This window comes from Pseudomonas sp. AC211, from assembly GCF_979258055.1.
Window position 1 is genome coordinate 1,141,955 of the sequence record NZ_OZ409830.1, and the last position, 12,173, is coordinate 1,154,127.

Here is a 12,173-nt window from a genome sequence, read left to right on the forward strand (position 1 = left end):
CAAAGGGCTTCTCTGGAAGCCCTTTGTTGTTTTTTAAAATCTGTTTTTTATCAATGGCATACGGATTTTTTCGGGATTGGCACGATGCCTGCTTTAAAGCTTGCATAGAGCCGCAGGCCGTCAACGTTTGGCGCGCCCAATCTCGGAGAATCACCATGGATAAAATGCTCTACGTCGCCATGACAGGCGCCAGCCAGAACACCCTGGCCCAGCGCGCCCATGCCAACAACCTGGCGAACATCTCTACCAACGGTTTCCGCCGCGACTTCGAACAAGCCCGCTCCATGCAGGTGTTCGGCGACAGCTTTCCGTCGCGCGTGTACGCCATGAGCGAACGCCCTGGCACCGACTTCACGCCCGGCACTTTGCAAGACACCGTGCAACCCCATGGACGTCGCGGTCAGCGGCCAGGGTTGGGTGGCCGTGCAAGCGCCCGATGGCAGCGAAGCCTACGTGCGCACCGCCAGCCTGAAAATCGACGCCCTTGGCCAACTGCGCACCGGCAGCGGCTTGCCGGTATTGGGCAACGGCGGACCGATTGCCGTGCCACCGGAACAGAAAGTCGAAATCGGCGAAGACGGCACCATCTCCATCCGCGCCCTAGGCGAAGCGCCGAATGTGCTGGCCGAGGTAGACCGCATCAAGCTGGTCAACCCCGACCTCAAGCAAATGGAAAAAGGCCCGGACGGCATGATCCATTTCAAGGGCACCACGCCACCGTTGGCCGACAACACCGTGAAGTTGACGTCCGGTTTCGTCGAGACCAGCAACGTCAACGCGGTAGAAGAGATGACCTCGATCCTCTCGCTGTCCCGCCAGTTCGAACTGCAAGTGAAGATGATGCGAACGGCCGAAGACGACGCCACATCCCTGGCGCGTGTTTTGCAACTTAGCTAACCATCAGTACACGGCGCCGTGAAACCGGCGTCCGAGGAGAATCAACATGCTTCCGGCTCTGTGGGTCAGTAAAACCGGTTTGTCCGCCCAGGACATGAACCTGACGACCATTTCCAACAACCTGGCGAACGTGTCCACCACGGGCTTCAAGCGCGACCGCGCGGAATTCCAGGACTTGCTCTATCAGATCCGCCGTCAACCCGGCGCCCAAAGCACCCAGGACAGCCAACTGCCGTCCGGCCTGCAACTGGGTACCGGTGTGCGCATTGTCGGCACGCAGAAAATGTTCACCGCCGGCAGCCTGCAAACCACCGAGCAGCCGCTGGACATGGCGGTCAACGGCCGTGGTTTCTTTCAGATCCTTCAGCCCGACGGCACCATCGCTTACACCCGCGACGGTAGCTTTCACCTGAACTCGGACGGCCAGGTCGTGACCTCCAACGGCTTCCCGCTGGAGCCGGCCATCGTGCTGCCCAACGAAGTGCGCACCTTTACCGTCGGCGAAGACGGCACCGCCTCGGTGACCACCGCCGGCAACGCCCAGCCGCAAATCGTCGGCAACATCCAGACCGCCGACTTCATCAACCCGGGCGGCCTGGAAGCCATCGGCAACAACCTGTTCCTGGAAACTGCCTCCAGCGGCGCGCCGCAAGTGGGTACGCCTGGCCTCACCGGTCTGGGCACCATCGAACAGAACACCTTGGAAAACTCCAACGTCAGCGTGGTGGAAGAGATGGTGAACATGATCACCACCCAGCGCGCCTACGAAATGAACTCCAAAGTGATTTCCACCGCTGACCAGATGCTGTCGTTTATTACCCAGAATCTTTAATCGCTAACCGGATTTAACCGCAGCCCGTTAGGCCCGCCATAAGGAGCTGGTAGGCACACGGTGGTTCGGTCTGGTGTTGGCACTGCGCAAAGAATGTGTGAGGTACGTGTTATGAATCGGCTTGTTCTTCTTCCCCTGCTTGGCCTGGCTGCTTTGAGCGGTTGCGTCGCGCCTCCACCCAAGCCGAACGACCCGTACTACGCGCCTGTGCTACCGCGCACGCCGCTGCCGGCTGCGCAAAACAACGGCTCCATTTACCAGACCGGGTTTGAAAACAACCTGTACGGCGACCGTAAGGCGTATCGCGTGGGCGACATCATCACCATCACCCTGAACGAGCGCATGTCGGCCAGCAAGAACGCCAACTCGGACATCGCCAAAGACAGCGCCACCTCGCTGGGCCTGACCTCGTTGTTCGGCGGCGCGGTATCGACCGACAACCCGAGCACCAGCCTCAACCCGCTCAAAGCCGGCAACCTGAGCCTGGACGCCAGCTACGGCGGCTCGCGTGACGCCTCCGGCAAAAGCACCGCCGCGCAGAGCAACAGCCTCACCGGTTCGGTCACCGTGACCATTGCCGAAGTGCTGCCCAACGGCATTTTGTCGGTGCGCGGCGAGAAGTGGATGACGCTCAACACCGGCGACGAACTAGTGCGCATTGCCGGCCTGGTGCGAGCAGACGATATCGCCACCGACAACACCGTGTCTTCGGCACGCGTGGCCGACGCCCGCATCACTTACTCGGGTACTGGCGCGTTTGCTGACGCCAACCAGCCGGGTTGGTTTGACCGCTTCTTCATCAGCCCGCTGTTTCCTTTCTGAGTACCGGTCATGATGAAACGACTGCTAACCGCCTGCTGTTTCCTGCTCGTCGCCTCGGCGGCGCAGGCTGAGCGGATCAAAGACCTGGTCACCATCCAGGGCGTGCGTGCCAACCAACTGATTGGCTACGGCCTGGTCGTGGGCCTTAACGGCAGCGGCGACCAGACCACGCAAACGCCGTTCACTGTGCAGACCTTCAACAACATGCTGGCGCAGTTCGGTATCAAGGTGCCGGCTGGCGGCAACGTGCAGTTGAAGAACGTCGCAGCGGTGTCGATTCATGCCGACCTGCCGGCGTTCGCCAAGCCTGGGCAAACCATCGACGTCACCATCTCCTCCATTGGTAACGCCAAAAGTCTGCGTGGCGGTAGTTTGCTGATGACGCCGCTCAAAGGCATCGACGGCAACGTGTACGCCATAGCCCAGGGCAACTTGGTCGTCGGCGGCTTCGATGCCGAAGGCGGCGACGGTTCGAAAATTACCGTTAACGTGCCCTCGGCCGGCCGTATTCCTAGCGGCGCCACGGTTGAGCGTCCAGTGCCGAGCGGTTTCGACCAGGGCAACACGCTGACCCTGAACCTCAATCGCCCCGACTTCACCACCGCCAAGCACATGGTTGACCAGATCAACGAACTGCTCGGCCCAGGCGTGGCGCAGGCCATCGACGGCGGTTCGATCCGCGTCAGCGCGCCGTTGGACCCCAATCAGCGCGTCGACTACCTGTCGATCCTGGAAAACCTCGAAGTGGACGCCGGTCAGGCGGTGGCGAAAGTCATCATCAACTCGCGCACCGGCACCATTGTTATCGGCCAGAACGTCAAGGTTCAGCCGGCCGCCGTCACCCACGGCAGCCTGACCGTGAGCATCACCGAAGACCCGATCGTCAGCCAGCCTGGCGCCTTGTCCAACGGCCAGACCGCCGTGGTGCCGCGCTCGAAAGTGGACGCCGCGCAGGAAACCAAGCCGATGTTCAAATTCGGCCCAGGCACCACGTTGGATGAAATCGTACGGGCAGTTAACCAGGTGGGCGCTTCGCCGTCCGACCTGATGGCCATTCTCGAAGCGCTCAAGCAAGCCGGCGCTTTGCAAGCTGATCTGATCGTTATCTAAGGAGGCAGCCATGGACGCGAAATTCACATCCGGGGTTGGCTCCACGCTCGACAGCGGCGCGTACAGCGACATCAATCGCTTGGCCAACCTGAAGGTCGGCAAAGACCGCGACAGCGAATCGAACATCAAGAAGGTGGCGCAGGAATTCGAGTCGCTGTTCCTGAACCAGATGCTCAAAGCCCAGCGTTCGGCGAACGAAGCGTTCTCCGAAGGCAACTTCATGAACAGCAACGAAGCCAAAACCTACCAGCAAATGTACGACCAGGAGCTGGCGGTAAAGATGTCCAAAGAGGGCGGCATCGGCCTGGCCGATGTGCTGGCGCGGCAAATGTCGAAAATGAACAAGGGCACGCACCGGCCCAACCCGTTCGCGCAAACCGCTGACGCCAACGCCATCGCCGCGAGCGGCGCCAGCGCTACCACCGGCACCGACGGCGCGAACAAAACCCTGACCAACCGCGCCGTTAAAGAACTGCCGGCCGTGGACGGCACCCGCGACGACTCGAAAATGCTCAACAAGCGCCGCCTGTCACTGCCGGGCAGTCTTACTGATCGTTTATTAGCCGGTATTGTCCCAACTACAACAGCCGGGGCGACCGCCGATGGCAAGCCGCTGGCGCAGAACGACTGGCTGGCCGCGAACACCACCAGCAACACCGCCACCATCGGCAAAGGCGCCACTAGCAAGAACGCCGAGTTGAACGCCATCGACGCCAGCAGCGGCCGCCGTCTGGCCCAGCCACCGTTGGCACCTGGCAAAGCAGCGTTCAAGTCGGCCGATGAGTTCATCGCCACCATGCTGCCGATGGCCAAGGAAGCCGCCGCCAAGATTGGCGTCGACCCTTCCTACCTGGTGGCCCAGGCGGCACTGGAAACCGGCTGGGGCAAGTCGATCATTCGTGATTCCGACGGCTCCAGCAGCCACAACCTGTTCGGCATCAAGGCCGCAGGCAACTGGCAAGGCGACTCGGCTCGCGCGCTGACCACCGAATACAAAGGCGGTCAGGCGGTAAAAGAAGCGGCGAAGTTCCGCTCTTACGACAGCTTCCAGGACAGCTTCAACGACTACGTAAGCTTCCTGCAGAACAACGACCGTTATGACGATGCGCTGGATGCCACCGCCAACCCCAAGCAGTTTGTGCGTGAGTTGCAACAGGCCGGCTACGCCACCGACCCGCAGTACGCCAATAAAGTGGCGCAGATCGCCAAACAGATGCAGACGTACCAAACCATCGCCGCGGGCGAATCCACCGCCACGCGTTTGTAAGGATGCAGGGATGAGTTTTTTAGTGAGGAATCGACATGGCTGACTTGTTATCGGTAGGGCTGTCAGGGCTGCGCGCTGCGCAGACCGCGCTGACGGTGACCGGGCATAACATCACCAACGTCAATACGCCCGGTTACTCGCGCCAGGAGTCTGTGCAGCAGACCAACATCGCCCAGTTTACCGGCGCCGGTTATATCGGCTCCGGTGCGCAAGTGGTGGATGTGCGCCGTTTGGCCAGCGATTTCCTCACCAACCAGGTGCGTACCGCCACCAGTTCCAACAGTGAGCTGCAGTCGTTCAAAAGCCAGATCGAGCAGCTCGACTCGCTGCTGTCCAACAGCACCACCGGTATCAGCCCGGCCTTGCAGAAGTTTTTCGCTTCCCTGCAAACCGCTTCGCAGAACCCGTCGTCCGTGGCCGCCCGTGAGGCGGTGTTGTCGCAGGCCGGTGGGTTGTCCGACTCGTTCAACACGCTGTATGACCAGCTGGATAAGCAGAACAGCCTCATCAACCAACAGATGAGCGCGCTGACCACGCAGGTCAACTCCATGGCCGCCAGCGTCGCCAGCTACAACGACGCCATCGCCCGCGCCCGTGGCGCCGGTGCCGAGCCGAACGACCTGCTTGATGCCCGCGAAGAAACCATTCGCCAAATTTCGGAAATCATCGGCGTACAAAGCGTTGAGCAAACTGACGGCAGCGTGAGCCTCTTCGTCGGCACCGGCCAGCCGCTGGTGGTGGGCAACACCGCCTCGACGCTGACGGCCAAGCCTGGCATCGACGACCCGATGAAGTATCAGATCGACCTGAGCATCAACGGCGTGTCGCAGACCATTTCTTCGCAGATTTCCGGCGGTGAAATGGGCGGGCTGCTGGCCTACCGCGACACCACGCTGGACAAGAGCTACAACAGCCTCGGGCAGATGGCGATTGTGCTCACCGACACCATTAACGATCAGTTGGGCCAGGGCTTTGACCTCAACGGTCGCCCCGGCAGCCAGTTGTTCACCGACATCAACGAACCAACCGCCGCGTCGCTGCGGGTGCTGGCGCAGGCAACCAACACCGGCACCGCAACGGGTTCGCTGAACATCACCAATGCCAACCTGCTGACCACCAGCGATTACCGCCTGGACTACGACGGCACCAACTTCACCGCCCGCCGCCTGAGCGACGGCGCGACCATGAACGTCACCGTGACTGGCACCGGGCCGTTTACCATTTCCATGGCCGACCCCGGCACCACGCCGCCGACCAGTCAGGGCTTTGACGTGACCATCAACGGCACGCCTAACGCCGGTGACCGTTTCACCTTGCAACCGACCCGGCGCGGCGCGTTCGACTTTGGCACCGAGCTGCAATCGCCCGACCAACTGGCCTTTGCCGGTTCCGCCCGTGCCCAGGCGACTACCAATAACCGCGGCACCGGCGTGATCAGCCAGCCGAACCTGACCGCTGGCCCTACGCCGATCAACCCCACCGACCTGCAAACGCTGTTCGGTACCGGCCTGCCGCTGACGTTCGACTCGGCCACCAACACCCTGAACGGCACCTTGCCGCCTGGCGCCACGCTGAGCTATGTGTCGCCCTCGACCACGGCACTCACGCCCGGCCAGAACAACACTTTGCGCCTGGCTTATACCGACCCGGTGAGCAACAACAGCTACACCTACGAATTTACCGTTACAGGTACGCCGCAAACGGGCGATACCTTTACGCTGTCGCAAAATACCGCCGGCTCTTCCGACAACCGCAACGCGTTGAAACTGATCGACCTGCAAACCCAGAAAACGGTCGGCACCAGCGGCGCGGGGGCAGGGGCGACCTACAACGACGCCTACAGCGGTCTGGTTGAGCGGGTGGGTTCGTTAACCGCGCAGGTGCGGGTCAATTCGGATGCGGCCGAAACCGTACTGACGCAAGCGCAAAACAACCGCGACTCGCTGTCCGGCGTCAGCCTGGACGAAGAGGCCGCCAACCTGGTGCAGTTCCAGCAGTACTACAATGCATCGGCACAGGTGATTAAAGTTGCGCAATCGCTGTTCGATACGCTTATAGGCGCCTTCAACTGAGGCTAGTTAGTTATGCGAATTTCCACTATCCAAGCCTTCAACAGTTCCGTCAGCGGGATGCAGAAAAACTACGCCAACGTTTCCCGCACTCAGGAACAGATCAGCACCGGCAAGCGCATTCTGACCCCGGCCGATGACCCGGTAGCGTCCGTTCGCCTGCTGCAGTTGAGCCAGGAACAAGCGCTGAACGAGCAATACACCTCCAACAACACCGCCGCGCAGAACAGCCTCAACTCCGAAGAAGCCATTCTCAGCTCCGTGGGCACCGTGCTTCAGCGCATCCGTGAAATTGGCGTGCAGGCGGGCAACGGCACGCTGGATGCCACTGACCGTGAGTCGCTGGGCACCGAGTTGCAACAGCGTGAAGACGAGCTGCTCAGCCTGATGAACAGCAAAGACGCCAGCGGCAATTACCTGTTTGGCGGCTCGCAGTCGGATCAACAGCCCTTCGTGCGCAACCCCGACGGCACCTACAGCTACCAGGGCAACGAAACCGAACGCAACGTGCAAATCGCCAGTAGCACCTTCGTGGCGCTGGGCGACGACGGCAAAGACCTGTTCGAAAACGTGTTCAACGCCAACCGTGTCACCACCAACAAAACCGTAACCGGCACGGGCACCGACGGCACCGTCAGCACCGGGCGTATCTCGCTGGGCCTGGTGACCGACAAGGCCGCCTACGACAACACCTTCCCGTCAAGCAACCCACCGGTTGCCACGGACGGCATCGGCATTCACTTCCTCAGCCCGACCAACTATGTCGTCTACGACCAGGCGACGTTGCCGGCGGCTTACGACTGGACCACCTACGACCCGACTACGCCGCCCACGGGCCAGCTGGCCACTGGCGCCATCGACACCAACCCGGCGACGTCCGACTTCGTCAGCTACGGCGGCGTGCGCGTGCAAATCGATGGCGTGCCGCAAAACGGCGACGACTACGCCATCAACCGTAAGCCGGACGAAGAAAAACGCAGCCTGCTCAACACCGTGTCGGACCTGCGCAAAGCCTTGCAAGGCTCCGGCAACACCGAGGAAGACAACCGCGTTATCCGCGACAGCGCGGCCATCGCGCTTTCAAACCTCGATGCGGTGTACGCCAAAGTCGACGGCGTTCGCGGTTCCGTGGGTGCGCGCCTGAACACGCTGGACTCCACCGGCGACTTCATTGCCGACGTCACCCTGGTCAACAAGTCCGTGCAATCAGACCTCGAAGACCTCGACTACGCCGACGCCATCTCCAGGCTTTCGCTGCAATCGACCATCCTCTCGGCGGCGCAGCAGAGCTACGTGAAAATCGCCAACCTGAGTTTGTTCAACTACATCAGTTAAGCGCGCCGCTTTTTCAGCATCGCCCGCCGAAAAAGCGGGCGCGCTGTTCAATGCGTTAGTCTTCAGCACGTCAAAACAAAAAGCTTTCCTCGGAGTGGGTATGCAGGCAGCGCCAGCGGACGTCGATCAGTTACCGGCCACAGAGCCGCTGCGCTTTGCCAGCAAGGCAGACAATCTCCAGCTTCTGCTCGGGCGCCTGAACAGCGCCGTGGTGTTGCCTCAATGCCAGTTTCGCGTGAGCCAATGGCGCGCCGATGCCAGCGCTGTGCTCAGCCAGATTCAGCAGGCCGCCTGGCCGCTGATGGTGGTGCGCAGCAGCAGTTGTCAGGAAGACGGCGAACAAACCTCGGCGGCCGGCGAATATGACTCCTGCCTGAACGTGGCCCCAGCCGATTTAACCCAAGCCATCGACCAAGTGATCGCCTCCATGGGCGGTGCGGCGGCGCACGCCGACGACCAGGTGTTCGTGCAGCCCATGCTCAGCGATGTGGCCATGGCCGGCGTCGGCTTTGGCGCAGACCCCACCAACAGCGCGCCGTATTTCGTCATCAACTACGACGACAACAGCGGCAGCACCGACAGCGTGACGTCCGGCCGCTCCAACGAGCTGAAAACCTTCTACGCCCACCACAGCAGCGCCAACGTGCCGGCGCCGCTGCACGGTGTGATCGAGCTACTGCGCGAATTGGCGGGCCTGTTCGAGCGCAAGGCGCTGGACATTGAATTCGCCACCGACAACCTCGGCACGCTCTATCTGTTGCAAGTGCGGCCGCTGATCGTCACCGCGCCGGCGGTTGAACTCAGCGCCCACACCCGCATGGTTCGGCTGATCCACGACCGCATCGCCCAGGGCATTCGCCCGCAGCCGTTCTTGCATGGCGAGCGCACCGTATTCGGCGTAATGCCTGACTGGAACCCGGCGGAAATCATCGGTGTGCGGCCACGGCCGTTGTCGTTGTCGCTGTACCGCGAGCTGGTCACCGACATGATCTGGGCTTATCAGCGCAACAATTACGGTTACCGCAACCTGCGCAGTTTTCCGCTGATGCTGCATTTTCATGGCCTGCCGTATATCGATGTGCGCGTCAGCTTCAACTCGTTTATTCCCCGCGACATCGACGGTGCGCTGGCCGACAAGCTGGTGAATTACTACATCGAACGCCTGCTTGCCGCGCCCAATCTGCACGACAAAGTCGAGTTCGAAATTGTCTTCTCCTGCTACACGCTCGACCTGCCGCAGCGCTTGCAGGCGTTGCGCGAAGTGGGTTTCACCGACGCTGAATGCGACCGCTTGGCCGACAGCCTGCGTCAGCTCACCAACCGCATCGTGCACAACGAAACGGGCTTGTGGCGCACCGACCGGCAAAAGCTCGATGTGCTGCTGGCCCGGCGCGACGAAATTCTCGGCGCCGACACCGACCCGGTCACGCGCATTTACTGGCTGCTCGAAGACTGCCGCCGTTACGGCACCTTGCCTTTGCCGGCCTGGCGCGCGCCGGGTTTATAGCGGTGCAACTGCTGCGTTCGCTGGTGACGGTCGGCGTGCTGAATGCCGAGGAATACGATGCCTTCCTCAATGGCCTGAGCACCGTCAGTGGCCAGATGACCCAAGACCTGGCGCAGCTGAACCGCACCACCTTTTTGGCCCGTTACGGCCACTTGCGCCCGGGCACTTACGACATTCTGTCGCCGCGCTACGACGAAGCGCCGGACATGTATTTCGACTGGGACAACAGCGCCGCCGAGCCGGCCCATGGCCAACTGCGCTTTGCCTTGTCGCTGGGGCAGATGCGCGAAATCAGCCGGCTGCTGGCTGAGCACGGTTTGTCCCACGACGTGGTCGGCCTGTTCGATTTTCTGCAGGCCGGGATCGAACTGCGCGAGTACGCCAAGTTTGTGTTCACCCGCAATTTGTCCGATGCGCTGTCGCTGTTCCGCCAGTTCGGCCAAGACCTGGGCTTTAGCGCCGACGACATGTCGTACGCCAATATCCAGGTGATCAAAGAACTGCACGCCGCCAGCGCCGACCCTGCCGAGCTGATTGCCTCCAGCATTGAAGAAGGGCGCCGCCGTTACGCCGAAACCTGCCAGCTGGTGCTGCCGCCGCTGATCACCGACGCCCAGGACGCGCTGCACTTCCACATGCCGCAGGCCGAGCCGAATTTTATTACCCAGCGGCAAGTGATGGCGCCGGTGGTGAGCTTCCAGCAACGCGATCAACTGCACGGCGCCATTGTCGTTATTCCCAGCGCTGATCCCGGCTTCGACTGGATTTTCTCCCACCGTATCGCCGGGTTCATCACCGCTTACGGCGGCACCACTTCGCACATGGCCATCCGCGCCAACGAGCTGGGTTTGCCGGCCGTGATCGGCGCGGGCGAAATGCTCTATCGGCAATGGGCGGCGGCAAAAATGCTGCGCATCGACTGCGCCAATCGCCGGGTCGAGGTGGTGCGGTGAAGCCGGTGCTGCTCAGCCAGCGCGTGGACGTGCTGAGCGATCGCGGCGAGCGGCGCGATGCGGTGGACCAACGCTTGGTGGCCTGGTTGGCCGACTGCGGTTACCTGGCCATTCCCGTGCCCAACAACCCCGAGCTGGTCGAGGGTTACTGGCAACTGGCAAACCCGGTCGGCGTGGTGCTTTCGGGCGGCAATGACCTGGCCCGATACGGCGGCAACGCCCCCGAACGCGATGCCACCGAACAGACGCTGCTGGGCCTGGCGATGACCCACGGCGTGCCGCTGTTTGCCCTGTGCCGAGGCGCGCAATTGCTGCTGGACGCATTCGGCAATGCCCTGGAAAAAGTCGACGGCCACGTCGGCACCCGACACGTGCTGCACCTCAACGGCCGCAGCCATGAAGTGAACAGCTATCACCAGTGGGGCGCCCGCGCCGGTGAAAGCGCCTTTGCAAGTGCTGGCTCGTAGCGCCGACGGTGTGGTCGAGGCATTCGAGCACCTTGAACTGCCGATACTCGGCGTGCTCTGGCACCCCGAGCGCGAAGCCGCGTTCAACCCGGTCGACCGCGCGTTGCTGCAACACTGCCTCGCCGGGCGACGCCTCTCATAACCCCGATGGAGCGACTGCTTGAAACCATGACACGGGCACTGATTCTCGCCGCCGGACGCGGCAGCCGCATGGGCGCACTCACCGCCGAACAACCCAAATGCTTTGCCGTGCTGCACGGCCAGCGCCTGCTCGACTGGCAGCTTGCGGCCTTGCGCGGCGCCGGCATTAGCGAGCTGGCCATCGTGCGCGGCTACCTGCGCGAGCGCTTCGACGAGCCGCTGACCTACTTCGAAAACCCGCGCTGGCAGCAGAGCAATATGGTGCGCACCTTGTTGGCCGCCGATGCCTGGCTGAGCAGCGCGCCGTGCATCGTCAGTTACAGCGACATTGTCTATACCGCCGCTACGGTCACGGCACTTGCCGACACCGCAGGCGACCTGGCGATTGCCTACGATCCCAACTGGCTGGCGCTGTGGTCCAAGCGCTTTGCCGAACCGCTGGCCGACGCCGAAAGCTTTGTGCTCGACGCCCAGGGCAACCTGGCGAGCATCGGTGAGCGCTGCACCAGCACCGAGGAAATTCAGGGCCAATACATGGGCCTGCTGAAATTCACCCCGGCCGGTTGGGCACAGGTGAAACAGCAACTGGCGCCGCTGGACGAAGCCGCCATCGACAAGCTCGACATGACCAGCCTGCTTCGCCGCGTGCTCGGCGCAGGCGAGGCGATTGCGCTGTCGCCGGTTCAAGGGCCGTGGGGCGAGGTGGACGAGCCGGGCGACCTGGCCCTGTACCACCAACTGATTCCGGCGGCGGCGCTGGCCGGCTAGTTCTT

12 protein-coding genes and 1 pseudogene are annotated in these 12,173 nt (G+C 62.0%); 12 read left to right on the top strand and 1 reads right to left on the bottom strand.

From position 1 onward, the window contains the following. Window positions 1-50 precede the first annotated feature (50 nt). The gene (locus ACZZZP_RS05500) at window positions 51-275 is read right to left on the bottom strand and encodes a hypothetical protein (RefSeq protein WP_463536994.1); all 225 of its coding nucleotides are present in this window, start codon (window positions 273-275) and stop codon (window positions 51-53) included. Here ACZZZP_RS05500 and ACZZZP_RS05505 point away from each other — a divergent pair. The 12 genes and pseudogenes from ACZZZP_RS05505 (at window position 180) to ACZZZP_RS05560 (ending at window position 12,168) form a co-directional block, all read left to right on the top strand. After that, window positions 180-897 (top strand): annotated as a pseudogene (locus ACZZZP_RS05505) (flagellar basal body rod protein FlgF). The gene ACZZZP_RS05500 and the pseudogene ACZZZP_RS05505 overlap by 96 nt on opposite strands. Before the next feature lie 46 nt (window positions 898-943). Then, window positions 944-1,729, top strand: a complete 786-nt coding sequence (gene flgG, locus ACZZZP_RS05510; RefSeq protein ID WP_122492539.1) for a flagellar basal-body rod protein FlgG — start codon at window positions 944-946, stop codon at window positions 1,727-1,729. A 111-nt stretch (window positions 1,730-1,840) separates the two neighbouring features. Next, window positions 1,841-2,551, top strand: a complete 711-nt coding sequence (gene flgH, locus ACZZZP_RS05515) for a flagellar basal body L-ring protein FlgH (RefSeq protein WP_463382058.1) — start codon at window positions 1,841-1,843, stop codon at window positions 2,549-2,551. Window positions 2,552-2,563: 12 nt separating this feature from the next. Continuing rightward, window positions 2,564-3,661, top strand: a complete 1,098-nt coding sequence (locus ACZZZP_RS05520; RefSeq protein ID WP_463384656.1) for a flagellar basal body P-ring protein FlgI — start codon at window positions 2,564-2,566, stop codon at window positions 3,659-3,661. A gap of 10 nt (window positions 3,662-3,671) precedes the next feature. Beyond that, on the top strand, window positions 3,672-4,928 hold the full coding sequence (gene flgJ, locus ACZZZP_RS05525) for a flagellar assembly peptidoglycan hydrolase FlgJ (RefSeq protein ID WP_463382059.1): 1,257 nt from the start codon (window positions 3,672-3,674) through the stop codon (window positions 4,926-4,928). 35 nt (window positions 4,929-4,963) lie between these two features. Beyond that, a complete protein-coding gene (gene flgK, locus ACZZZP_RS05530; RefSeq protein WP_122492535.1) occupies window positions 4,964-7,000 on the top strand; it encodes a flagellar hook-associated protein FlgK in 2,037 nt (678 codons plus the stop codon). Window positions 7,001-7,012: 12 nt separating this feature from the next. Then, the gene (gene flgL, locus ACZZZP_RS05535; protein ID WP_463382060.1) at window positions 7,013-8,332 is read left to right on the top strand and encodes a flagellar hook-associated protein FlgL; all 1,320 of its coding nucleotides are present in this window, start codon (window positions 7,013-7,015) and stop codon (window positions 8,330-8,332) included. A gap of 100 nt (window positions 8,333-8,432) precedes the next feature. Further along, on the top strand, window positions 8,433-9,839 hold the full coding sequence (locus ACZZZP_RS05540) for a PEP/pyruvate-binding domain-containing protein (RefSeq protein WP_463536337.1): 1,407 nt from the start codon (window positions 8,433-8,435) through the stop codon (window positions 9,837-9,839). A 2-nt stretch (window positions 9,840-9,841) separates the two neighbouring features. Next, window positions 9,842-10,792: a PEP-utilizing enzyme gene (locus tag ACZZZP_RS05545; RefSeq protein ID WP_463536338.1), complete on the top strand. Its 951-nt coding sequence runs from the start codon at window positions 9,842-9,844 to the stop codon at window positions 10,790-10,792. Continuing rightward, window positions 10,789-11,259 carry a gamma-glutamyl-gamma-aminobutyrate hydrolase family protein gene (locus ACZZZP_RS05550; RefSeq protein WP_463536339.1) on the top strand — a complete coding sequence of 157 codons (471 nt, stop codon included), beginning with the start codon at window positions 10,789-10,791 and terminating at the stop codon, window positions 11,257-11,259. The genes ACZZZP_RS05545 and ACZZZP_RS05550 overlap by 4 nt, the downstream gene beginning before the upstream one ends. Further along, on the top strand, window positions 11,246-11,401 hold the full coding sequence (locus ACZZZP_RS05555; RefSeq protein WP_463536340.1) for a gamma-glutamyl-gamma-aminobutyrate hydrolase family protein: 156 nt from the start codon (window positions 11,246-11,248) through the stop codon (window positions 11,399-11,401). The genes ACZZZP_RS05550 and ACZZZP_RS05555 overlap by 14 nt, the downstream gene beginning before the upstream one ends. A gap of 26 nt (window positions 11,402-11,427) precedes the next feature. Further along, entirely contained in the window at window positions 11,428-12,168 is a 741-nt protein-coding gene (locus ACZZZP_RS05560; RefSeq protein ID WP_463382063.1) for a phosphocholine cytidylyltransferase family protein, read from the top strand. The last annotated feature ends 5 nt before the right edge of the window (window positions 12,169-12,173 follow it).

Bases quoted from the DNA above. Each gene is read 5' to 3' on its own strand.
- ACZZZP_RS05560 (WP_463382063.1), top strand. From the start codon at position 11,428: ATGACACGGGCACTGATTCTCGCCGCCGGACGCGGCAGCCGCATGGGC.
- flgG (WP_122492539.1), top strand. From the start codon at position 944: ATGCTTCCGGCTCTGTGGGTCAGTAAAACCGGTTTGTCCGCCCAGGAC.
- ACZZZP_RS05520 (WP_463384656.1), top strand. From the start codon at position 2,564: ATGAAACGACTGCTAACCGCCTGCTGTTTCCTGCTCGTCGCCTCGGCG.
- flgL (WP_463382060.1), top strand. From the start codon at position 7,013: ATGCGAATTTCCACTATCCAAGCCTTCAACAGTTCCGTCAGCGGGATG.
- flgH (WP_463382058.1), top strand. From the start codon at position 1,841: ATGAATCGGCTTGTTCTTCTTCCCCTGCTTGGCCTGGCTGCTTTGAGC.
- ACZZZP_RS05540 (WP_463536337.1), top strand. From the start codon at position 8,433: ATGCAGGCAGCGCCAGCGGACGTCGATCAGTTACCGGCCACAGAGCCG.
- flgJ (WP_463382059.1), top strand. From the start codon at position 3,672: ATGGACGCGAAATTCACATCCGGGGTTGGCTCCACGCTCGACAGCGGC.
- flgK (WP_122492535.1), top strand. From the start codon at position 4,964: ATGGCTGACTTGTTATCGGTAGGGCTGTCAGGGCTGCGCGCTGCGCAG.